The following is a 21,750-nucleotide window of genomic DNA, read 5'->3' as shown; positions in this document are numbered from 1 at the left end:
ACGCTTACCCTCTCAACCGTGGCAATCTCCAAGGTCGAGCGTCTGATGAACCTCGTCATCGCGCTGCTGTCGACCGAGCAGTACCTGTCGGCCGAACGCATCAAGAGCAACGTGATGGGTTACGAGGGATCTGCCAGTGACGAGGCGTTCAGCCGCATGTTCGAGCGCGACAAGAACGAGCTACGCGACCTGGGCATCCCGCTGCAGACCGGGCCGTCGCCGGGAAGCACGACCCCCGACGGGTACCGAATCAACCGAGACGCCTACGAACTGCCCGAGATCGATCTGACCGATGCGGAATCGGCGGCGGTCGCGGTCGCGGTGCAGTTGTGGGAGTCGCCCGAACTCACCTCCGCCGCGCAGAGCGCCGTCCTGAAGTTGCGCGCGGCCGGCGTGCAGGTCGACCGGGAGCCGGCCGCGATCGTGAGCACGGTGGCCGCGCCGAGCCGTGGCTCCGAGCCCGCACTCGGCAAGTTGCTCACCGCCATCGAACAGGGACGAGCCGTGCGGTTCGAACATCGCAGCAGCGCGACCGACCCGTTCGTGCAGCGCGATGTCGAGCCGTGGGGCATCGTCACCCGCAACGGTCGCTGGTACCTCGTCGGTTTCGATCGCGACCGGCAAGCGGAGCGCACCTTCCGGTTGTCCCGCATCGGTGACGACGTGGCCGCGTACGGCCCCGCCGACACCGTGTCGAAACCGGTGGACCTCGACCTGCAGGCGGTGGTGGACCGGATCGCCGGCGCACCGGCCGCCACCGGCACCGCGACCGTGTGGGTCGCGCACGGTCACGCCTACGACGTGCGTCGGCTCGGTACGGTCGTCGGCACCCGCCGCGTCGGGGAGCGGGACGGCGATCTGGTCGAACTGGTGGTTCGGTCTCGCGATTGGATCGGCCGGATGATCGCCGGCCACGGTGCCGATGTCCTGGTCGTCGAGCCCGACGAACTGCGCACAGACGTACTCGCACGGCTCCGGGCCGCGGCCGACCGGACGGAGGTCGCGCGATGAGCACGCGTCTGGCCACCCGGATGTCACGGCTGCTGAACATGGTGCCGTACCTGCTCGCACACCCCGGTATCAGCAAACCGGAGGCGGCCGCGGACCTCGGGGTCACCGTGGCGCAACTCGAGGACGACCTCAACCAGCTGTGGATGTGCGGGCTGCCCGGCTACAGCCCGGGCGATCTGATCGACCTCGCCTTCACCGGTGACACCGTGTCTGTGACGTTCTCCGCCGGCATGGACCGCCCGCTGCGGCTGACCTCGACGGAGGCCACGGCGTTGTTGGTCGCCCTGCGTTCGATTGTGGAGATGCCGGGCATGGTCGATCCGTCCGCGGCGCAGGGCGCGATGGCCAAGATCGAGTCCGCGGCCGGTGCGGCGGCGCGCTCGCGAACGGGCGCGGCGGGCGACTCCGAACTGGCCGCGCCCGCCGAGAGTCCGGTCACCGCGACCGTCCGTTCGGCGCTCTACCGTTCCCACGCACTGCGGTTGGTCTACTACTCGGCGAGTCGAGACACCGTTTCCGAACGAATCGTCGACCCCATTCGTGTCATGCTTGTGAGCAATCACAGCTACCTGCAGGCCTGGTGCCGCAACGCCGAGGCGGTCCGGCTGTTCCGCTTCGACCGCATCGACGACGCGACCGAGCTCGACGAACCGTCCCGCCCGCCCGCCGCAGCGCTGCACGAACAAAACGCACTCGAGTTGTTCAGCGACGACCCGGCGCTTCCGCTCGCCCGGTTGCTCATCGCGCCCGGCTCGGCGTGGGCGCTCGATCAGTACCCGATGACCAACGTCGTCGTGCGCGCGGACGCGACGGTCGAGGCAACGATGCGGTTCGCGACCGTGGACTGGATGGCTCGGATGGTGCTCGGCTTCGGCAGCGGGATGACCGCACTCGAACCGCCCGAGCTCGTCGAGGCAATCCGGGAGCGCTCTGCCAGTGCTCTCACGGCATACCGTCGGCTGGACTCGGGTTCGACGGTTCCGCAGTCCGGTAGCATCGGAGACACCTGAAACGGGGAGGTTTGATCATGGGCGCTATGAGCCCTTGGCACTGGGCGATCGTGCTGCTTGTGCTTGTCCTGTTGTTCGGTTCGAAGAAGCTGCCAGACACAGCTCGTGGTCTCGGTCGCTCGCTGCGCATCTTCAAGAGTGAGATGAGCGAGATGCAGAACGACGGCAAGCCTGCGCCGGCCCAGAATGCTCCCGCACAGCCGCCCGCCGCGACCCCGCCGCAGCAGTTGCCGCAAGCCCAGCCGGCGGCGCAGCAGCCGCAGGCAACGCAGCCGCCGCAGGCGACCGACCACGCGGATCCGCGCTCGGCGTAGCCGTTCGACACGGCGCCGAACACGCTCTGTGGCGTGTCCGGCGGTCGATAGGTCCAGGTGACCGACAGCCCCGGGGTGATGGGTCCACCCCGGGGTTCGCGACGGCAAGGGAAGTAAGGGACAGGCGAAGTGCGCATTCCGTTCGATCCGCGGCGCCGCCGGCGTCGTCTGAATCCGGACGGCACGATGTCGCTCGTCGACCATCTGCACGAACTCCGTACCCGGCTGATGCTCTCCCTGCTCGCGGTCGCGATCACGACCATGTTCGGCTTCTTCTGGTATTCACACTCGATCCTCGGTATCGAGAGTCTGGGCGACCTCCTGCGCGGTCCGTACTGTTCGCTGCCCCCGGAAGCGCGCGCCGATCTGACCGGCGACGGCGCCTGCCGACTGCTCGCGACCGGGCCGTTCGAGCAGTTCATGCTGCGCTTCAAGATGGCGCTGTTCGCCGGTGTCGTGCTGGCCTGTCCGGTTTGGCTCTACCAGGTGTGGGCGTTCATCACCCCCGGCCTGCACGTCAACGAGCGTCGCTACGCCGTTGGTTTCGTTTCCGCGGGCGCAGCATTGTTCGTCACGGGTGCGGTGCTGGCCTATGTCGTGGTCGCGAAAGCGTTGCACTTCCTGTTGACCATCGGCGACAACGTGCAGATCACGGCGCTCTCCGGAAACGAGTACTTCGGCTTCCTGATCAATCTGCTGATCATTTTTGGCGTCAGTTTCGAAATCCCGCTGCTCGTGGTCGCCCTCAACTTCGTCGGAGTGCTCACCTACGAACGGCTCAAGCGCTGGCGGCGTGGCCTGATCTTCGGTCTGTTCCTCTTTGCTGCGATCGCCACACCCGGCCAGGATCCGTTCTCGATGCTGGCTCTCGCCCTCGCACTGACCGTGCTGTTCGAGAGCGCGGTGCAGATCGCCCGCATCCACGACAAGCGCAAGGCGCGCCGCGAGGCCGTTGAACAATGGCTGTCCGACGAAGAGGCGGCGTCGGTCGATTCGCCGTCGCCGGTGGACGCTCCGGACAAGGTCGACGACTTCTCGGACACCCTCTGACGTGGCCGCTCCCACGCCGTCCACGCAGCTGGACATCTTCGCGGGTGAGGTGAGCTTTCCGCTCGATCCGTTTCAGCGCGACGCATGTACCGCGCTGGAGGCCGGTCACGGAGTGCTGGTCTGCGCACCGACCGGAGCCGGAAAGACCGTGGTCGGCGAGTTTGCGGTGCACTTGGCGCTGGCCTCCGGCGGGAAGTGCTTCTACACCACTCCGATCAAAGCCCTGTCGAATCAGAAGTTCGCCGATTTCGCCGCGCGGTACGGGCGTGATTCCGTCGGACTACTCACCGGTGATCAGTCGATCAACCCGCATGCCTCGATCGTCGTCATGACCACCGAAGTGCTGCGGAACATGCTCTACGCCGCCTCCCCGACGCTGACCGGACTGTCACACGTGGTGATGGACGAGGTGCACTACCTCGCCGACCGGTTCCGCGGTGCCGTGTGGGAAGAGGTGATCCTGCACCTGCCGGAAAACGTGCGCGTGGTCAGCCTGTCCGCGACGGTGAGCAACGCCGAGGAGTTCGGCGCGTGGATCCAGACCGTTCGTGGCGACACAACCGTCATCGTGGACGAGATCCGGCCGGTCCCGCTGTGGCAGCACGTGCTCGTCGGCTCGCGGATGTTCGACCTGTTCGACGCGAAGAGCCATGCGGCCACGCCGGGCCGGAACGTTGTGGTCGATCAGGAGCTGACCCGCTTCATCAAGCAGCGGCGGGTGGCCGACCGGACCGCGTCGTGGGATGCGGGGCCGCGCCGCGGCGGGGACACCGGGCCGCGCCGCGGCGGGGGCGGTCCGTCCCGCCGGGGCGGGCCGCGCAATGGGTACCGTCCACCGCCGCGCCCCGACGTGCTTGCCGGCCTCGACAGCGAGGGCTTGCTGCCGGCGATCACCTTCATCTTCAGTCGCGCGGGGTGCGATGCGGCACTCGGCCAATGCCTGCGCTCACGACTCGACCTCGGCAATCCCGACGAACGCGACCGGGTCGACGCAATCATCGAAAAGCACACCGGCGAATTGCCGCGCAACGATCTCGAGGTGCTCGGCTACTGGGAGTGGCGTGAGGCCTTGCACCGTGGCCTCGCCGCACACCATGCCGGGATGCTTCCCGCGTTTCGGCACACTGTGGAAGAACTCTTCGTCAACGGTCTCGTCCGCGCGGTGTTCGCCACCGAGACGCTGGCGCTCGGAATCAACATGCCCGCACGCACGGTCGTGCTGGAGCGGCTGGTCAAGTTCAACGGCGAAACCCACGCCGACCTGACGCCGGGGGAGTACACCCAGCTCACCGGACGAGCCGGCCGCCGCGGCATCGACATCGAGGGCCACGCCGTCGTGGTGTGGCACCCCGACCTGGACACCACCGCGGTGGCCGGGCTGGCCTCCACCCGGACCTATCCGCTGCGCAGTTCGTTTCGGCCCGGCTACAACATGTCGATCAACCTCATCGACCGAATGGGCGCGACGGAGTCACGGGCGCTGCTCGAACGGTCCTTTGCACAGTTCCAGGCCGACCGCTCGGTGGTCGGTCTGGTGCGCGGTATCGAACGCAACGAGCGCGATCTGACCAAGTTGCGCGACCAGCTCGGCAGCGATGGCAGCGAGTTCCTCGAGTACATGTCCCTGCGCGAACGTATCCGTGACCACGAGCGCGCCACCGCCAGGGAGGGGCGCGAGAACCGTCGGTCCGCCGCCGCGAACGCGCTGGCCGGCCTGCGCCGCGGCGACGTGGTTTCGATTCCGAGCGGGCGCCGGTCGGGCCTGGCGGTCGTGCTCGAGGCAGACGCCGATACCGGGGATCCGCGCCCGCTGGTGCTGACCCAGGACAAGTGGGCCGGCCGGGTGTCGATCGCGGACTTCCCGACACCGGCCGAAGCGCTCGGCCGCATGCGGCTGCCACGGCACGTCGACCATCGCACCGCGCGGGTCCGGCGCGATCTGGCGTCGGCGCTGCGCAGCACCGGAATCTCCGCGCCTCGGTCGCATCGCGGCAAGCGCGCCTCCGGTGCTGCCGAGGACCGGGAACTCACCGCGCTGCGCCGGGCGTTACGCGCACACCCCTGCCACGACATGCCCGACCGCGAACAACGCGCGCGGACCGGCGAGCGCTACAACCGCCTCGCACGCGAGACCGAATCGATGCGGCAGAAGGTCGCGACGACGACGAACTCGCTCGCCCGGACCTTCGATCGCATCGTCGCCCTGCTGACCGAACGCGGCTACATCGACGACGGCGAGGTGACCGACGAGGGCCGCCGCCTCACCCGGATCTACACCGAAAGTGATCTGCTCGTGGCGGAATGTCTCCGCGACGGCGCATGGCGTGGCCTTGCACCCGCCGAACTCGCCGCGGTGGCGTCGGCGGTGGTGTACGAATCCCGCCGAGAATCCGGGTTTCTCATGGTTGCCGGACCGACCGACGGTATCCGCACCGCGATCGGTCACACGGTCCGACTGTGGAGCGATCTGCGCTCGGACGAGGCGCGCCACAAGCTCCCGCTCACTCGCGAACCCGACCTCGGATTCGTGGAGGCGGTATGGAAATGGGCGCGCGGCGAGGCACTCATTGAGGCGTTGCTCGCGGGCGGCGATCAGGGCAACTCGTTGCCTGCCGGTGATTTCGTGCGCTGGTGCCGGCAGGTGATCGATCTGCTCGATCAGGTGCACGCCACCACGGAGGATCCCGAGATCGCGGCCACGGCGGCCAAAGCCGTGCGCGCGATCCGACGCGGTGTCGTGGCCGTCGATGCGGCATGAGGCGAGATCCACCGGCCGCGGAATCCGCTGGGGCCGGCGGGTTACCGTGATGCGAGGCAGCACGAGCGAGGGAGGCGGGAGATGACCGATCCACGCGAGCCGGACGATCACGCGCAGTGGTCCCGGCCCACACCGCCCTCGACCGGCGGGCAGGGTGACGCGGACCCACCACCCACTCCGCCCGACCAGTCCTGGCAGCAAGCGCCGCAACAGCCCCCACAGCAGCCGTGGACCGGCGGGCAACCCGGGCACGGCGCGCCATGGCCCGGTCAACAGCAATGGCCGCAACAGCCTGGTCCACAACAACATTGGCAGCCGGGACAGTACGCGGATCAGCCCTACCCACAGCAATGGCCGCAACAGCCCTACGGCACCGCTCAGCCGTACGGCACGCAGCCTTACGGTCAAGCACAGCCTTACGGGTACGGCGAGGTGCCGCCGACGCCGGCCGACGGCGGTAAGCGTTCGCGGACCCCGCTGTTCATAGTGTTGGCGGTGCTCATCGTCGTCGGAGTCGGTGTCGGCGCGATCTACTACTTCGCCGCGAGCAGCACGCTCGATAGGCAGGCCGCCGAGGCGGGGGTGACCCAGGTGCTGACCGAGAGTTACGGCCTGCAGAATGTCGCCGACGCGAGTTGTCCGGCGGGGCAAAAGGTGAAGAAGGACGACACCTTCAGCTGCACCGTCACCATCGACGGGGAAAGCCGTTCTGTCACGGTCACTTTCGTCGATGACGACGGCACCTACGAGGTAGGCCGACCGAGCTGAGTCGGGTCAGCGCTCCGCCATCGCCGCGACGAGCCGCGTGATCGGACTCTCGGCGTTGTACTCGGCGGCGAGTTGGTAGAGCCGGTCGGGATCCGCGGGTGTCGCGGGTAGCACGTCCGGCCCGGACAGCATCACCTCGGCATCGCACACGACCCGCACCACCGGGGCCGCCGCGTCGAGATAGTCCGCCGCGGCCGCGAGCTTGGCCCGCATGCCCTGTGCCATATCCGAACCTGGATCGAGGGCGGCGTCGCGCAACGCTTCCAGGCTCCCGAACCGCAGGATCAGCACCGACGCCGATTTCTCGCCGACGCCCTTCACCCCCGGCAGTCCGTCGGACGCATCACCGCGCAGCGTGGCCAGATCGGCGTAGGCCGGGCCGGCGTTCTCGACCGGGACACCGTATTTCGCCGCGACCTCTGCGGGACCGAACAATTCGGCCTTGGCCAGCCCACGGCCGACATAGAACACGCGGACCGGCGGACCCGGTTCGTCGCGGACGAGCTGCAGCAGGTCGCGGTCGCCGCTCACCACCACGACCTCGTCGGTCTGCTCGCGCGCGCTCAAGGTGCCGAGCACGTCGTCGGCTTCCAGCCCCTCGGCGCCGGCCGTGGCGATACCGGCTGCCGCCAGCACCGCCAGGATCATGTCCACCTGGGGCGTCAGCAGATCCGGCACCTCTTCGGCACCGGGCGCCGCGCCGGACGTGGTGTCGAGCCGGTGCGCCTTGTAGGAGGGCACCGCATCCACCCGGAACTGCGGCCGCCAGTCGAGGTCGAGGCACACCACCAGCCGGGAGGGCTGGTGGCGGTTGATGAGTGCCGCCACCATGTCGGTGAAGCCGCGCACCGCGTTGACCGCGCGCCCGTCCGGTGCGGTGATCGAGTCCGGGATGGCGTGAAAGGCCCGAAACCACAGGCTCGCGCCGTCGAGTAGGAGCAAAGGTCCGCTCATGCTGCCCAAGCCTAGGTGTATCCCACTAGCCTGAGGCCATGAGCACCGCATCCGACCAGAGCGGGTCGAGTCGATTCCCTTCTGCCGTCTACGGTGACCGGCTCGAGCGCGCAGCCGCCATCGCAGGCAAGTCGGGTCTGGACGGCCTGCTGATCACACCGGGACCGGATCTGCAGTACATGCTCGGCTCCCGCGCTCAGTCCTACGAGCGGCTCACCTGCCTGGTTGTGCCGGCAAGTGGCGCGAAGCCGACCGTGGTCGTGCCGAAGCTCGAGCTCGCCGGACTCGCCGATTCCGCGGCGGCCGAGCTCGGACTCGAGTTGCGCGACTGGGTCGATGGCCAGGACGTCTACGCCGTCGTCGCGGAGCTGCTCGGCGGTGCGCGGGCGGCAGTGGCGGAGGCGATGCCCGCCCTGCACCTCATTCCGCTTGCCGACACCCTCGGCTCCTTGCCGGTGCTGGCCACCGGTGTGCTGCGGGAGCTGCGAATGGTCAAGGACGCAAGCGAGATCGACGCGTTGCGCCGCGCCGGCCAGGCGATCGACCGGGTGCACGCCCGGATGGCCGAGTGGCTGCGGTCCGGACGCACCGAGGCGGAGGTGGCGGCCGATATCGACCGTGCGATCGTCGAGGAGGGCCACACCCACGCCGAGTTCATCATCGTGGGCTCGGGACCCAACGGGGCCAACCCGCACCACGAGGTGTCCGACCGGGTGATCGAGCCGGGCGACATCGTCGTGATCGACATCGGCGGGCCGGTCGCCCCCGGTTACAACTCGGACTCCACGCGGACCTATGCGATCGGGTCATCGCCGCAGGGCCCGGTCGCGACCCAGTACGAGGCGCTGCAGCGCGCCCAACAGGCTGCCGTCGCGGCTGTCCGTCCCGGCGTGACGGCGGAAGAGATCGACGCAGCGGCCCGTGACCTGCTCGTCGCGGAGGGCCTGGGGGAGTACTTCGTGCACCGCACCGGGCACGGGATCGGCTTGTCCGTGCACGAGGAGCCCTACATCGTGTCCGGCAACGACATCGTGCTCGCGCCCGGCATGGCCTTCAGCGTCGAGCCCGGGATCTACTTCCGCGGTGACTGGGGTGCCCGGATCGAGGACATCGTGGTGGTGACCGACGACGGCTGCGAACCGATGAACACCCGCCCGCACGAACTGGTCGTGCTCCCCGGATGATGGCGCCGCTCGAGACCCTCGCCCGCACACTGCGCGCCGAAGGAGACCGGATCGCGGCCATGCCCGCCGATCGGCTCGACGCGCCGGTGCCGACCGTGCCGGGGTGGACGCTGGAGAACGTCGTGCGGCACACCGGCCGGGTGCACCGCTGGGTGGTCACCCGGTTGGATGCCGACCCGGACGGTGACCCGGCACCGGCCGCCCCGTCATTGCCGCACGGTCCGGAATGTCTTGCCGCGTATCGGGAATCACTCGACGCGGTGATCGAACGGCTGTCTGCTGTCGATCCGGCGACGCCGGCGCAGTCGTTCATCGGCCGGCAGACCGTCGGCTGGTGGATTCGCAGGCAGGCGCACGAGGTCACGGTGCATCGGTTCGACGCGGCGGACGCGGTGCATGCCGCGGGCGGCCCGGCGCCCGCGGCGGCCGACCCCGTGAGCGCCGCCGACGGGATCGACGAGCTGACCGCGCTGATGTACCGACACCGGATGCCCGAGTTGCCGGAGTCGCTACACGGCAAGACGATTCATATTCACGGCACCGACACCCCGGACGCCGAGTGGCTGCTCGAACTCGGCCCCGACGGTGTGCGCACCAGACACGGTCACGAAAAGGCCACCGTGGCACTGCGCGGTACCGCCGAGGAGTTGTTGCTCTTGCTCTGGCGACGCCGCGAACTGAGCACCGTGACGGTGTTCGGCGACGAGCAGGTGGCCGCGGACTTCCTCGACTGCACACGGTTCTGACCGTGCTCAGCGCCCACGCAGTGACTGCGACCCCAGCACCCGAGTCACATCGATCTCGATGACCACCCGCCGCGGGTTCTCCCGCGGCACCCGATACCGCCCGGCGTAGCGCTGCTCGGCATCACGCACACTCGCCGGATCGCGGAGCACTTTCGCCGCGCCCTCCAGCGTGAGCCACCGGGCGCCGTCCACCTGATTGACTGCGGCGTACCCACCGCGTTCGGCATTGCGCACCTTCTGGGTGCCGTCGCTGGTGATCACCCGCGCTTTGCCCGCATCGGGATCCCAGGTGAATCCGGCCGCGACGACATGCGGGGTGCCGTCGGCGCGCAGGGTCGTCAGGGTCGCGATATGGCGTTCGAGCAAGAATTCGAGCGCGGCGTCGTTGAGATCCTCGGGGGTGGACGGCATGGTCCGACGATAATCGAGCACACTGAACCGGTGAGCGACGCGGGCGGTAACGGACCACTGGTGATTCTCGGCGGGCGCAGCGAGATCGGACTCGAGGTGGCGGTGCGCCTGGCGCCCGGCCGCGAGGTGATCCTCGCCGCGCGGCGCAGTGACGAGCTCGCCGACGAGGTGGCCAGAGTCGAAGCGGCTGGCGCCGCGAAGGTCTCGACGGTGGAGTTCGACGCCGATGCCACCGACCGGCACGCCGCTCTGCTCGATGCCCTCGAACGCGACTACGGCCCGCTGGACACGGTCGTGCTCGCGTACGGGGTGCTCGGCGATCAGGCTCGCGCCGAGACCGATTCCGCCTATGCCGCCGCGATCGTGCACACCGACTACGTCGCTCAGGTCACCATGCTCACCCTGCTGGCCGACCGGATGCGTCGACGCGGGGAGGGCCGGATCGTGGTGTTCTCATCCGTGGCCGGAATTCGCGTCCGGCGCGCCAACTACGTGTACGGCTCCGCCAAAGCCGGGCTCGACGGGTTCGCCAGTGGACTCGCCGACGCCCTGCACGGCACCGGCGTACACCTGCTCATTGTGCAATCCGGGTTCGTCATCGGCCGGATGACCGAGGGCATGAGCCCCGCACCGTTTTCCAGCACACCCGATCAGGTCGCCGACGCCGTGGTGCGCGGCCTGCGCCGAAAGTCGCCGCGGGTGTGGGTGCGCGGCGTATTGCGGCCGGTGTTCTTCGGGATGCGGCTACTCCCGCAGGCGGTCTGGCGACGGCTGCCGCGATGAGCGACCGCATTCTGGTCGCCGGGATCGGTGCAGACGGATGGCCGGGCCTCCCCGTCGCGACGCAGGAAGCAATCACGGCGTGCGAGGTGCTGTTCGGTTCGCAGCGTCAGCTCGACCTCGTGCCACCCACCGACGCGCTGCGCGTGTCCTGGCCCTCGCCGCTGCTCCCCGAGTTACCGGGACTGTTTGCCGCACACGATGATCGACGCATCGGCGTGCTCGCCAGCGGCGACCCGATGTTCCACGGCATCGGCGTCACCCTCGCGCGACTGTTCGGGCCCGAGCGGTTGCATGTGCTGTCGCAGCCGTCGTCGGCATCGTTGGCCTGCGCCCGGCTCGGCTGGCCGTTGGCCTCGACGCCCGTGCTCAGTATGGTCGCCCGACCGGTCGAGACGGTGCTGCCCACAATCGTCGACGGCGCCCGAGTGTTGGTGCTGAGCAACGACGCCGGGTCGCCCGCCGCACTGGCAGGACTGCTGGCCGACAACGGTTTCGGCGGCTCCACCATGCGCGTACTGGCACAACTCGGCGGCCGTGCCGAACGTATCCACACCGGGACCGCCGCACAGTGGCCGGACGAGCCGGTCGATCCGCTCAACGTCGTCGCAATCGACGTGCGTGCCGATCCCGGCACGCCGCGGCTGACCCGCTTGCCCGGCCTGCCCGACACCACGTACGGCGGGGACGGGCAGCTCACCAAGGCGGAGATTCGGGCGCTGTCCCTGTGCGCCCTCGCGCCCGCGCCGGGAGAGTTGCTGTGGGACGTCGGCGGCGGCTCGGGGAGCATCGCGATCGAGTGGTCCCGCACCCATCCGGACTGCCGTGCCATCGCCTTCGAACATCGCGATGATCGCGCCGAGACGATCGTGGCGAACGCGCGAATCCTGGGCGTGCCGACGATCCAGGTGCGTGGTCGTGCGCCGGACGCGTTCGCCGACGCCCCCGACCCGGACGCCGTGTTCGTCGGCGGCGGTGTCACCGTCGAGGGATTGCTGGACGCGTGCTGGCAGCGGTTGCGACCCGGTGGGCGACTCGTCGCGAACGCGGTGACCGTGGAGTCCGAAGCTGTCGTCGTCGCGTGGGCGCAGCGGCATAATGGCAGCTTGCGGCGCCTCCAGGTACAGCGTGCCGAGCCGCTCGGAGGCTTCACCGCATGGCGCCCGCATCTTCCTGTCGTGCAGGCCTATGCCGATAAGCCGTCTTTGCCCGATAATGGCCGGGCGCCGGAATCGGGGACCGGCATTCACCCGACACAGGAGGATTTGTGAAACTCAGCAAGTTGACCGTCACCGCCGTGCTGGCGGCAGGCGCAGTGGCCGTCGCGGCCGGTACCGCGAACGCCGCGCCCGTCGCATCCCCGCCGGCCGCCGCGGTGGCATCGCCCGCCTACGTTGGCACCGACCACGGCATCGGTTACCGGACCTACCTGAGCCAGGCGGGCCGCGCGATCACGACCACGGTCGACGCGGGCACGTTCCGCCTCGTCGGTGACCGCGTCACGCTCACCGATCCCTCCGGCGTCCTGATCGCCGAGGTCCCGCTCGGCTACGAAATCGCGGGTCAGCGGATGTCCGTAGAACCGCTCATCTCCAACGCCGGCCGGACGCTGAGCGTGCTGCCCGGGGTCGGCGCCACCGACGCCGCGCTGCAGAACATCGACGCGCAGCAGTGGTTCTACAACGAATTGAACCGGGCGGCGCCGGGTGCGGCGATCGGCGCGCTGATCGGTGCCGGCATCGGCCTGTTCTTCCTCGGCGTCGGGGTCATCCCCGGAGCGGCGATCGGCGCGCTCATCGGTCTGATCGCAGTCGGTGGTCAGCCGCTGGTCGATTCGGCCTTCGCCTTCCTGGCTCCGCGCTGATCGCTGCACGTCGCGTTCTGATCCTCGGCGGCACCCGCGAAGGTCGGGTGCTCGCCGAGGCGCTGGTCGCAACGCCCGGCGTCGAGGTGATTTCCTCGCTCGCCGGGCGGGTCCGGGCGCCTGTCCTGCCAGCCGGCGAAGTGCGGATCGGCGGCTTCGGTGGGACCGATGGCCTGCAAAAGTGGTTGTCCGACAACGTAATCGACGCGATAGTCGACGCCACCCATCCCTTCGCCGCGCAGATCACCCGTAACACCGCCGCCGCGGCGCGGGCCGCGGGCGTGCCCGCGCTGGTACTGCATCGCCCGCCCTGGACCGCCCAACCGGGCGATAGCTGGATCTCGGTCGATTCGCTCGCCGCGGCCGCACGGGCGGTGCCGACCCACGGCGTGAGCGCATTCCTCACCATCGGCCGACAGGGCGTCGAGGCGTTCGCCGGAATCGACACCGTCCGGTTTCTCATCCGGGCGATCGACCCGCCGACCGGAGCCGTCCCGGCCCGTCACGAACTTCTGCTCGAGCGTGGCCCGTTCACCGTCGAGCACGAGATCGACCTGCTGCGGAGGCACCGCATCGATGTGCTGGTGACCAAGAACAGCGGGGGAGCCCTCACCGAGGCAAAACTCGCGGCGGCCCGAACGTGTGGGATTCGGGTCGTAATGATCGAACGCCCCGCTCTTCCCGACGGAGTGCTGGTCGTGCACACGCCCGCCGACGTACAGGCTTGGCTTGCTATGGACTCGGCGCAGCGGCCCGATCGGGGTAACGGCGGGAGGTGAAAACCCGGACGCCCTCGGACGTATCGACCACCGCCGTGGTGGACGCGCCGATGATGAGCAGGGTCCGCATATCCACGTCCGCAGGATCGAGGTCGCCGAGTCGCACGACGCGCACGCTTTCCGTCGGGCCGCCCACGTCACGGCCGAGGACCACGGGGGTCTCGGCGGAGCGGTGCTCGAGCAGCAGATCGCGCATGGATGCAACCTGCCACGTGCGCGACTTCGATGCGGGGTTGTACACCGCGATCGCCATATCGGCCGCGGCGACGGCGGAGATTCGTTGCGCGACCACATCCCATGGTTTGAGCCGATCCGACAGCGAGATCACCGCGTAGTCGTGCCCGAGCGGTGCGCCAACCCGGCTCGCGACCGCATTGGCGGCCGTCAATCCGGGCAGCACCCGCACGGGCACATCGCGCCACTCGTCTTGCGCGGCCACCTCGAGCACCGCTGCGGCCATCGCGAACACGCCGGGATCACCGGACGACACGACGGCGACTCGGGCACCGCGTTTGGCGAGATCGAGTGCCATGGTGGCGCGTTCGGCCTCGACCCGGTTGTCGCTCGCATGCCGACGCTGGCCCGGCCGATGCGGAACGCGGTCGAGATAGGTGACATACCCGACGAGGTCGGTCGCCTCGGCAAGGACGCGGCGCACCTCCGGGGTGGTCCAGTCCGCCGCGCCGGGGCCAAGGCCGACCACGGTCACCTCGCCGGATGTCGGCTGCGCCGGGGTGTGCGGGTGGGGATCCGCACCGGGGACGACCGCGATCGCGAAGTAGGGCACCTTTTCCGCCGCGGCATCGGCTGCGGACAGCACCCGCTGGGCAGTGGTGCTCGCCCGCTCGACATAGTGTGCGTCCGCGAGGCGGCCCGAATCCCGCAGTGCACGATGCACTTCCGGATAGGTCCGGCCGAGTTTGAGAATCGCGGCGGCATCGGTGTCGCGCAGCCTGCGGGTCAGCTCCTCGGCCGGCAGTGTGCCGGGCAGCACGGTGAGCACCTGCTCGCCCTCCACCAGCGGGGTGCCGAGCGCGGCGCTCGCGGCGCTCACCGAGGTGATCCCGGGGACGATCTCGGTGTCGAACCGGTCGGCGAGCCGTTTGTGCATATGCATGTAAGAGCTGTAGAACAGCGGATCGCCGGCGGCGAGCAACGCCACTGAGCGGCCCGCCTCCAGGTGTTCGGCCAGCCGCGCTGCCGCCGCGGTGTAAAAGTCGTCGATCGCACCCTGATACCCGCCCGGGTGGTCGGTGGTTTCGGTGGTCACCGGGTAGACGAGGTGCTCCTCGAGCTGGCCCTCGCGCATGTAGGGGGCCGCAATCCCGCGCGAGATCGACTTGCCATGGCGCGCACTGTGGAACGCGATGACATCGGCCTGCGAGATCACCCGCGCAGCTTTCACGGTGACCAATTCGGGGTCGCCCGGCCCCAGTCCGAGCCCCCAGAGTTTGCCGAAACCGCTGCTCATTCCTGTTCGCTCGCAATCGCATTGATCGCTGCCGCGGTGATCGCGCTGCCGCCACGCCGGCCGCGCACGGTCAGAAACTCGAGGCCCTCGCCGAATTCGCCGAGGGCCTGCTTGGATTCCGCAGCGCCGACGAAGCCGACCGGAATGCCGAGCACCGCCGCGGGGCGGGGCGCGCCCGCCGCGATCATGTCGAGCAGATGAAACAACGCGGTCGGAGCGTTGCCGATCGCGACGACCGCGCCGTCGAGACGATCGCGCCACAGCTCCAGCGCGGCCGCGGACCGGGTGTTGTCCAGCTCGCGGGCCAGATCGGGGACCCGCGGGTCGGCGAGCAGGCAGAGCACCTCGTTGTCGGCGGGCAACCGCTTACGCGTCACACCGGAGGCGACCATCTGCGCGTCGCACAGGATCGGCGCGCCACCGCGCAGCGCCGCCCGGGCCTTGGCCACCACGTCGGGGGAGTAGGCGACATCGGCGACGAGGTCGACCTGCCCGCAGGCGTGGATCATCCGGACAACGACCTGAGCCACGTCGGCGGGCAGTCCCGCGAGGTCGGCCTCGGCCCGGATGGTGGCAAACGATTGGCGGTAGATTTCGGCGCCGTCGCGAATGTAGGAGTGCATGGTGGCTGTCACGATAGCGGGACGCCCGGCACCGTCCGCCGCTCGAACCCACCGGCAGTGGCACGGACCTGAACGTGCTCGGTGTGCGGCGAGCCGCAGCCACGGTCGCACCCCACCCAATGTTCACGGGCCTCGACCGGCTCCTGCAGCCGCAGTTCGAGTTCGGCGCGCACATTGGCATGTGCCTTGGCGCAGCCGGGGGAGCCGGTGCAGGCGCTGACCATCGCCCACGGCGAGTTCGCGTCGAAGACCAGTCCCATCGGTGCGAGCACCCGCAGTGCGGTATCGGCCACGTCCTCGCTCAGGTCGCAGACCAGGATCTCCTTGTTCGGGGTGAGGTAGATATCGGTGCCGATGGCGGCGAGGAACTCCGCGGTGCGCGCGGCCAGGCGGCCGTGCGGGGCGACCGCACCGAGCGTGACCAGGCCATCATCCTGCGGCAGCCAGCCGATCAGCGGCTCGGCCGCTGGATGCGAGGCAGGTCGCGGTGCGACACGTTCCAGCGCGTCGAGGACCGCATCGATCGCCGGGCGGTCGGCCAGATCCTCGACGCGCCACTCGTCGGTGCGGTCGCTGAGGAACGCGCCGGCGAGGGCGAGCATCAGTTCGACTGCCGCGCCGAGCGACACCGTCCGCCCGGATCCGGTTCCCGCGACGACGACCTCGGCGCGGTCGTCCGACAGTGCCAGGATCCCGCTGTCGGGCCGCTGCGCGAGTACGTCACCGCGCCCGTCGTCCACGCCGAATAGGAATCGTGCTGGGAGTGCGGCCAGTGCCGGGTCACCGCGCAGGCCGATGTCGAGGTCCACCAGCGTGGCCCGCAGGTCGACCAGGCCCCCGCGCCGACCCGACAGCGCGGAGAGTTGCAGGTTGCGCACCCGCTCGTGGCTCGGCGTCGGGATCAGCCCGGCCTCGACGATGCGATTGCCGGCGCCATCGAGGTCGTCGATACCGCGGATCTGCACGTTGCCCCGCGAGGTGAGTTCGAGGTGTGCGTCGCCGTACACGTCCGCGACCTCGGCGAGGGACTGCAGGTGATCGGGGGTGAGCCGACCGCCGGGCAGGCGAATCCGCGCGAGGTGCCCGTCGGCCGCCGGGTGCGCCGAGAACACCCCGGGACAGCGGTCGGCCGGACGGTTCATGGCGTCAACGGTACCGCCGCGGGGCGGGACGCTCTGCGACCACTCTAGGCGGGATGTGACGGGATTCCGGTCGGCGGCGAGGTCAGTGGTTGCGCAGCGCCGCTGGTACTCAGTCTCGGCCCGGGATCGGTGCGCCGTGCGGCATACCGGCGGCGATGTAGCCCTGGTAGGTCGGCTCGAAGGCGGCGCTCGCATCCGCGCTGTGTGGGCCGTCACCGGGAGTGTCGGCCAGCCATTTGTCGAGTTCGGCGAGGCAGACGGTCCACCCGCTCGCGTTGCGTGCCGCGGTGTCGCGCGCCTCGAGCACGTTGGTCAGCCGCAACACGCAGCCGGTGCCCTCGGCGGCGAGTTCGAAGCGCAGTTCATCGGCACCCCAGCTGAATTCGAGCCGGTATGGCGGGTCGAAAGCAAGTACCTTGCCGACTCCGTCGGCCTGGTTCGGGTCGTCGGAGAAGTCGACCGTGCCGCCCACCCGCCCCTCGACAAGGAGCTTGGACGGGAACCAGTGCCGGGACTGGTCGGGGTCGATGATCGCTGCCCACACTCGTTCGGGCGGATGCGGGTAGTGCCGCTCGAAGCGGACCGCCGGCCTGCCATCCACTTGCACATACTCTCCGTTGGCGTTCATCGCTGCTCCTGCGCATCGGGGTCGGGGTTGTCGAGGCCGGGGTTGTCGAGAAACCGGCCGAGTCGGTCGAGGCTGGCCGTCCACATCGCGCGATAGGGCGCGAGCCACGCGTCCAGCTCGGCCAGCGCGGCGGGTTCGGCGCGATAGATCCGGCGCTGCGCCACGGCATGCGCGCTGACCAACCCGGCCGAGCGCAGCACGCGCAGGTGTTTCGAGGTCTGGGGTTGTGCCAGTCCGACGCGCTCGGACAATTCGCCGACCGCACACGGCCCGACCCGCAGTACATCCAGCATGCTGCGCCGATGCGGCTCGGCCAGCGCCGTCCAGATCTTATCGTCCACCTCGCTATATTCTCTCCAAGGTATATTTCTGTCAAGGCATATACGGACGAATTCGGCCGTCCGATACGCTCATGCCGAAGCGACAACGGGGAAGCCGGTGAGATTCCGGCGCGGTCGCGCCACTGTGTGGGACGAGCCTCCCGCAGCCAGACCTCCGTTGCGCCGCAACCGAGCGCTGGGCGCGGAACCCGGCAAGGAGGAACGACCCATGATCCTGATGCTGTCCACCTCGGACACCGATCTACTGTCCGCACGGGCCAGCGGTGCCGAGTATCGGTGGGCCAACCCGGCTCGGTTGATCGTCGACGAAGACCTTCCCGGACTGCTCGACGGCGCGGAGCTGGTGGTCGTGCGCATCCTCGGCGGCAAGCGCGCCTGGGAGGACGGCCTCGACGCGGTGCTGCGCAGCGGCTTGCCGGTGGTCACCCTGGGCGGCGAAATGGCGCCCGATGCGGAACTGATGGAATTGTCCACGGTCCCGGCCGGCGTCGCGGCGGAGGCACACAACTATCTCGCCGAGGGCGGCCCGCACAACCTGCTGCAGCTGTCCCGCTTCCTGTCCGACACCGTGCTGCTCACCGGGCATGGCTTCGAACCGCCGGTCCGCACCCCCTCCTGGGGCGAGTTGGAGCGATCCGTACGCACCGACTCGGGCCCGACCGTTGCGGTGCTCTACTACCGCGCCCAGCACCTGGCCGGCAATACTGCCTACGTCGAGGCGCTCTGCCAGGCGATCGAGGCGGCCGGTGGGCAAGTGCTTCCGCTGTACTGCGCGTCGCTGCGCTCGGCCGAACCCGAACTGCTCGCGACACTGCGGCGCGCCGATGCGATGGTGGTGACGGTGCTCGCGGCCGGTGGCACGAAACCGGCAACCGCCTCGGCCGGTGGCGACGACGAGGCCTGGGACATCGGCGCGCTGGCCGACCTGGATGTGCCGATCCTGCAGGGACTCTGCCTCACCAGCGACCGCGAGACGTGGGCCGCCAACGACGACGGAATGTCACCGCTCGACGTCGCGACACAGGTCGCGGTGCCCGAGTTCGACGGCCGGATCATCACGGTGCCGTTCTCCTTCAAGGAATTCGACGCCGACGGGCTGTCCACCTACGTCCCGGACCCCGAGCGCGCGGCGCGCGTCGCGGGTATCGCGGTGCGTCATGCGCGGCTGCGGCACATCCCGGTGGGGCAGCGCCGCATCGTGCTCATGCTGTCGGCCTACCCGACCAAGCACGCCCGGATCGGCAACGCGGTCGGCCTCGACACCCCGGCGAGCGCCATCCGGTTGCTGACCGAACTGGCAGACGCGGGTTACCACCTCGGCCCGCTCGACGAGATCCCCGGCCTGCTCGACCGCGACGGTGACGCGCTGATCCATGCGCTCATCGCGGCCGGTGGACAGGATGAGGACTGGCTCACGGCCGAACAGCTCGAGTCCAACCCGTTCCGGGTGTCGGCCGCGAACTACCGCAAATGGTTCGCCGCGCTGGACCCCGAACTGCGCGAGCGGGTCGAGCGGCACTGGGGCGCGGCGCCCGGCGACTTGTTCGTCGACCGATCCAGCGACTCCGACGGTGAAATCGTCATCGCAGCACTCCAATTCGGGAACATCGTGCTGATGGTGCAGCCGCCGCGCGGATTCGGCGCGAACCCGGTCGCGATCTACCACGACCCGGACCTGCCGCCGAGCCACCACTACCTGGCGGCATACCACTGGATCGCCGCGGGAGAGCACGGGTTCGGTGCGGATGCGATGGTGCATCTCGGCAAGCACGGCAACCTGGAATGGCTGCCCGGCAAGACGCTCGGCATGTCCGCGGCGTGCGGCACCGATGCCGCGATCGGCGACCTGCCGCTCATCTATCCGTTCCTGGTCAACGACCCGGGGGAGGGGACGCAGGCCAAGCGCCGCGCGCACGCCACCCTCGTCGACCACCTGATCCCGCCGATGGCCCGGGCCGAGAGTTATGGCGATATCGCCCGACTCGAACAGTTGCTCGATGAGCACTCGAATATTTCCACGCTCGATCCGTCGAAGCTGCCCGCCATCCGGCAGCAGATCTGGACGCTCATGCGGGCGGCCAAGATGGACCACGACCTCGGCCTCGCCGAGCGCCCGGACGAGGATTCCTTCGACGACATGCTGCTGCACGTCGACGGCTGGCTGTGCGAGATCAAGGATGTGCAGATCCGCGACGGCCTGCACATCCTCGGGGCTGCGCCGGCCGGTGACGCCGAGGTGGACCTGGTGCTCGCGATGCTGCGGGCGCGCCAGATGTGGGGCGGCGAGCAGACCGTACCCGGGCTGCGCGAAGCACTCGGCCTGAGCGAGAACGGCGACGAAGACCGGGTACGCGTCGACGCGGTGGAGGAGCAGGCCCGCGGCCTGGTCGCGAAACTGCAGGCACAGCAGTGGGACCCGCACACGGTGGACACGCTCACCGACAACGTGGCGGTGCGCGAGGTGCTGGCGTTCGCCGCCACCGAGGTGGTGCCGCGATTGCGGGAGACCTCGTGCGAGATCGAACGGGTGCTGCATGCACTCGACGGCGGCTTCATTCCCGCCGGGCCGAGCGGCTCGCCGCTGCGCGGCTTGATCAACGTGCTGCCCACCGGACGCAACTTCTATTCGGTCGATCCGAAGGCGGTGCCGTCGCGACTGGCCTGGGAGACCGGTCAGGCCATGGCCGATTCGCTGTTGGACCGGTACCGCGCCGACCACGGCGAGTACCCGCGCTCGGTCGGGCTGTCGGTATGGGGCACCAGTGCGATGCGCACCTCCGGTGACGACATCGCCGAGGTTTTCGCGCTGCTCGGCGTCCGGCCGGTATGGGACGAGGCGAGCCGGCGGGTGCGCGATCTCGAGGTGATCGACCTCGACGAGCTCGGTCGCCCGCGTATCGACGTGACGGTGCGGATCAGTGGGTTCTTCCGTGACGCCTTCCCGCATGTGCTGGCCCTGCTCGACGACGCGGTTCGGCTCGTCGCCGAACTCGACGAACCGGACGAGCAGAACTTCGTGCGCGCGCATGCCGGCGCCGATCTGGCCGATCATGGTGATCAGCGCCGCGCCACCACGCGAATCTTCGGATCCAAGCCGGGCACGTACGGCGCGGGCCTGCTGCAGCTGATCGACTCGCGGGACTGGCGTACCGATGAAGACCTCGCGCAGGTCTATACGAACTGGGGTGGCTACGCCTACGGTCGCGGACTCGACGGGATTCCCGCGGCGGACGACATGCGCAGTGCCTATCGCCGAATCACGGTGGCCGCGAAGAACACCGACACCCGCGAGCACGACATCGCCGACTCCGACGACTACTTCCAGTACCACGGCGGCATGGTGGCGACCGTGCGCGCGCTGACCGGTAAGAACCCCGAGGCCTATATCGGCGATTCGACCCGTCCGGATGCAGTGCGCACGCGAACCCTCTCCGAGGAGACGACGCGGGTGTTCCGGTCGCGCGTGGTCAATCCGCGCTGGCTCGACGCGATGCGCAGGCACGGCTACAAGGGCGCCTTCGAGATGGCAGCCACCGTCGACTACCTGTTCGGTTACGACGCCACCACCGACGTGGTGTCCGACTGGATGTATGAAAAGCTCGCCGAGAGCTACGTTTTCGACGAGACCAACCGGCAGTTCATGACCGAGTCGAATCCCTGGGCGCTGCATGGGATTACCGAACGTCTGCTGGAAGCGGCCGAACGAAAGATGTGGGCCGAACCGGAGCAGCAGACGCTCGACCGGCTCAGGCAGATCTATCTCGAGACCGAGGGCGAACTGGAGTAGTCGGCTCCAACGCCGTGCTGGGTGCGGTAATCGCCCACCTTGGGTGGGTTCTGCCCACGCCGAGTGATGCCCAGAATTGAGCTGTCCAGCTTCCTCACCACGAGGAATCGGCCCGGAGTTTGCGAGGCA

20 protein-coding genes and 1 riboswitch are annotated in these 21,750 nt (G+C 69.1%); of the genes, 13 read left to right on the top strand and 7 right to left on the bottom strand.

Features of this window, described 5'->3' with window-relative positions; translation table 11 throughout:
* Window positions 1-18 precede the first annotated feature (18 nt).
* The 6 genes from OG921_RS21920 to OG921_RS21895 all read left to right on the top strand — a co-directional run bounded on the left by OG921_RS21920 (window position 19) and on the right by OG921_RS21895 (window position 6,911).
* Window positions 19-1,011, top strand: coding sequence for a YafY family protein (locus OG921_RS21920; protein WP_266114654.1), 993 nt, complete (start codon window positions 19-21; stop codon window positions 1,009-1,011).
* Window positions 1,008-2,021: a YafY family protein gene (locus OG921_RS21915; RefSeq protein WP_266114653.1), complete on the top strand. Its 1,014-nt coding sequence runs from the start codon at window positions 1,008-1,010 to the stop codon at window positions 2,019-2,021. Before OG921_RS21920 ends, OG921_RS21915 begins: the two co-directional genes overlap by 4 nt.
* 17 nt (window positions 2,022-2,038) lie before the next feature.
* Window positions 2,039-2,335: a Sec-independent protein translocase subunit TatA gene (gene tatA, locus OG921_RS21910; RefSeq protein ID WP_266114652.1), complete on the top strand. Its 297-nt coding sequence runs from the start codon at window positions 2,039-2,041 to the stop codon at window positions 2,333-2,335.
* A gap of 129 nt (window positions 2,336-2,464) precedes the next feature.
* Complete coding sequence (tatC, locus tag OG921_RS21905; RefSeq protein ID WP_266114651.1) at window positions 2,465-3,385, top strand: twin-arginine translocase subunit TatC; 921 nt, start codon at window positions 2,465-2,467, stop codon at window positions 3,383-3,385.
* Between the two features lies 1 nt (window position 3,386).
* Window positions 3,387-6,143 (top strand): RNA helicase, encoded by a 2,757-nt coding sequence (locus OG921_RS21900; protein WP_266114650.1) that lies wholly within the window; start codon window positions 3,387-3,389, stop codon window positions 6,141-6,143.
* An 81-nt stretch (window positions 6,144-6,224) separates the two neighbouring features.
* On the top strand, window positions 6,225-6,911 hold the full coding sequence (locus tag OG921_RS21895; RefSeq protein WP_266114649.1) for a DUF4333 domain-containing protein: 687 nt from the start codon (window positions 6,225-6,227) through the stop codon (window positions 6,909-6,911).
* Window positions 6,912-6,917: 6 nt separating this feature from the next.
* On the opposite strand, the gene OG921_RS21890 is transcribed toward OG921_RS21895, so the two are convergent.
* Window positions 6,918-7,865, bottom strand: a complete 948-nt coding sequence (locus tag OG921_RS21890; RefSeq protein WP_266114648.1) for a 5'-3' exonuclease — start codon at window positions 7,863-7,865, stop codon at window positions 6,918-6,920.
* A gap of 38 nt (window positions 7,866-7,903) precedes the next feature.
* On the opposite strand from OG921_RS21890, the gene OG921_RS21885 reads away from it, so the two are divergent.
* Both OG921_RS21885 and OG921_RS21880 read left to right on the top strand, forming a co-directional pair.
* Complete coding sequence (locus tag OG921_RS21885) at window positions 7,904-9,049, top strand: Xaa-Pro peptidase family protein (RefSeq protein WP_266114647.1); 1,146 nt, start codon at window positions 7,904-7,906, stop codon at window positions 9,047-9,049.
* Entirely contained in the window at window positions 9,046-9,795 is a 750-nt protein-coding gene (locus tag OG921_RS21880) for a maleylpyruvate isomerase N-terminal domain-containing protein (RefSeq protein WP_266114646.1), read from the top strand. Before OG921_RS21885 ends, OG921_RS21880 begins: the two co-directional genes overlap by 4 nt.
* Before the next feature lie 6 nt (window positions 9,796-9,801).
* Here the strand turns inward: OG921_RS21880 and OG921_RS21875 are convergent, their stop codons facing one another.
* Window positions 9,802-10,206, bottom strand: a complete 405-nt coding sequence (locus tag OG921_RS21875; RefSeq protein WP_266114645.1) for a pyridoxamine 5'-phosphate oxidase family protein — start codon at window positions 10,204-10,206, stop codon at window positions 9,802-9,804.
* A 30-nt stretch (window positions 10,207-10,236) separates the two neighbouring features.
* Here OG921_RS21875 and OG921_RS21870 point away from each other — a divergent pair, with 30 nt between their 5' ends.
* The 4 genes from OG921_RS21870 to OG921_RS21855 are packed head-to-tail and all read left to right on the top strand — an operon-like array spanning window position 10,237 to window position 13,629.
* Window positions 10,237-10,989 (top strand): SDR family NAD(P)-dependent oxidoreductase, encoded by a 753-nt coding sequence (locus OG921_RS21870; RefSeq protein ID WP_266114644.1) that lies wholly within the window; start codon window positions 10,237-10,239, stop codon window positions 10,987-10,989.
* On the top strand, window positions 10,986-12,257 hold the full coding sequence (gene cbiE / locus OG921_RS21865; protein WP_266114643.1) for a precorrin-6y C5,15-methyltransferase (decarboxylating) subunit CbiE: 1,272 nt from the start codon (window positions 10,986-10,988) through the stop codon (window positions 12,255-12,257). Before OG921_RS21870 ends, cbiE begins: the two co-directional genes overlap by 4 nt.
* A complete protein-coding gene (locus OG921_RS21860; RefSeq protein WP_266114642.1) occupies window positions 12,254-12,850 on the top strand; it encodes a hypothetical protein in 597 nt (198 codons plus the stop codon). The genes cbiE and OG921_RS21860 overlap by 4 nt, the downstream gene beginning before the upstream one ends.
* The gene (locus OG921_RS21855; protein ID WP_266114714.1) at window positions 12,850-13,629 is read left to right on the top strand and encodes a cobalt-precorrin-6A reductase; all 780 of its coding nucleotides are present in this window, start codon (window positions 12,850-12,852) and stop codon (window positions 13,627-13,629) included. Before OG921_RS21860 ends, OG921_RS21855 begins: the two co-directional genes overlap by 1 nt.
* Here OG921_RS21855 and cobJ read toward each other — a convergent pair.
* From cobJ to OG921_RS21830, 5 genes are all read right to left on the bottom strand, one after another.
* The gene (gene cobJ, locus OG921_RS21850) at window positions 13,583-15,100 is read right to left on the bottom strand and encodes a precorrin-3B C(17)-methyltransferase (protein WP_266114641.1); all 1,518 of its coding nucleotides are present in this window, start codon (window positions 15,098-15,100) and stop codon (window positions 13,583-13,585) included. The genes OG921_RS21855 and cobJ overlap by 47 nt on opposite strands.
* Complete coding sequence (locus OG921_RS21845) at window positions 15,097-15,723, bottom strand: precorrin-8X methylmutase (RefSeq protein WP_266114640.1); 627 nt, start codon at window positions 15,721-15,723, stop codon at window positions 15,097-15,099. The genes cobJ and OG921_RS21845 overlap by 4 nt, the downstream gene beginning before the upstream one ends.
* An 8-nt stretch (window positions 15,724-15,731) precedes the next feature.
* On the bottom strand, window positions 15,732-16,865 hold the full coding sequence (gene cobG / locus OG921_RS21840) for a precorrin-3B synthase (RefSeq protein WP_266114639.1): 1,134 nt from the start codon (window positions 16,863-16,865) through the stop codon (window positions 15,732-15,734).
* A 109-nt stretch (window positions 16,866-16,974) separates the two neighbouring features.
* Window positions 16,975-17,493: an SRPBCC family protein gene (locus tag OG921_RS21835; protein WP_266114638.1), complete on the bottom strand. Its 519-nt coding sequence runs from the start codon at window positions 17,491-17,493 to the stop codon at window positions 16,975-16,977.
* Entirely contained in the window at window positions 17,490-17,834 is a 345-nt protein-coding gene (locus OG921_RS21830) for a helix-turn-helix transcriptional regulator (protein ID WP_266114637.1), read from the bottom strand. Before OG921_RS21830 ends, OG921_RS21835 begins: the two co-directional genes overlap by 4 nt.
* A gap of 36 nt (window positions 17,835-17,870) precedes the next feature.
* Window positions 17,871-18,008: riboswitch (cobalamin riboswitch) on the top strand.
* A gap of 34 nt (window positions 18,009-18,042) precedes the next feature.
* Here OG921_RS21830 and cobN point away from each other — a divergent pair.
* The gene (gene cobN / locus OG921_RS21825; protein WP_266114636.1) at window positions 18,043-21,621 is read left to right on the top strand and encodes a cobaltochelatase subunit CobN; all 3,579 of its coding nucleotides are present in this window, start codon (window positions 18,043-18,045) and stop codon (window positions 21,619-21,621) included.
* Window positions 21,622-21,750: the final 129 nt, after the last annotated feature.

The organism is Aldersonia sp. NBC_00410, assembly GCF_026342035.1.
In the GTDB taxonomy this organism is placed as follows: Bacteria; Actinomycetota; Actinomycetes; order Mycobacteriales; family Mycobacteriaceae; genus Aldersonia.
The sequence above is the reverse complement of the archived record's forward strand: the minus strand, read 5'-3'. Positions and strand labels throughout refer to the sequence as shown.

Bases quoted from the DNA above. Each gene is read 5' to 3' on its own strand.
- OG921_RS21890 (WP_266114648.1), bottom strand. From the start codon at position 7,865: ATGAGCGGACCTTTGCTCCTACTCGACGGCGCGAGCCTGTGGTTTCGG.
- OG921_RS21915 (WP_266114653.1), top strand. From the start codon at position 1,008: ATGAGCACGCGTCTGGCCACCCGGATGTCACGGCTGCTGAACATGGTG.
- cobJ (WP_266114641.1), bottom strand. From the start codon at position 15,100: ATGAGCAGCGGTTTCGGCAAACTCTGGGGGCTCGGACTGGGGCCGGGC.
- cobG (WP_266114639.1), bottom strand. From the start codon at position 16,865: ATGAACCGTCCGGCCGACCGCTGTCCCGGGGTGTTCTCGGCGCACCCG.
- OG921_RS21885 (WP_266114647.1), top strand. From the start codon at position 7,904: ATGAGCACCGCATCCGACCAGAGCGGGTCGAGTCGATTCCCTTCTGCC.
- OG921_RS21845 (WP_266114640.1), bottom strand. From the start codon at position 15,723: ATGCACTCCTACATTCGCGACGGCGCCGAAATCTACCGCCAATCGTTT.
- OG921_RS21880 (WP_266114646.1), top strand. From the start codon at position 9,046: ATGATGGCGCCGCTCGAGACCCTCGCCCGCACACTGCGCGCCGAAGGA.
- OG921_RS21875 (WP_266114645.1), bottom strand. From the start codon at position 10,206: ATGCCGTCCACCCCCGAGGATCTCAACGACGCCGCGCTCGAATTCTTG.
- tatA (WP_266114652.1), top strand. From the start codon at position 2,039: ATGGGCGCTATGAGCCCTTGGCACTGGGCGATCGTGCTGCTTGTGCTT.
- cobN (WP_266114636.1), top strand. From the start codon at position 18,043: ATGATCCTGATGCTGTCCACCTCGGACACCGATCTACTGTCCGCACGG.
- OG921_RS21835 (WP_266114638.1), bottom strand. From the start codon at position 17,493: ATGAACGCCAACGGAGAGTATGTGCAAGTGGATGGCAGGCCGGCGGTC.
- cbiE (WP_266114643.1), top strand. From the start codon at position 10,986: ATGAGCGACCGCATTCTGGTCGCCGGGATCGGTGCAGACGGATGGCCG.
- OG921_RS21895 (WP_266114649.1), top strand. From the start codon at position 6,225: ATGACCGATCCACGCGAGCCGGACGATCACGCGCAGTGGTCCCGGCCC.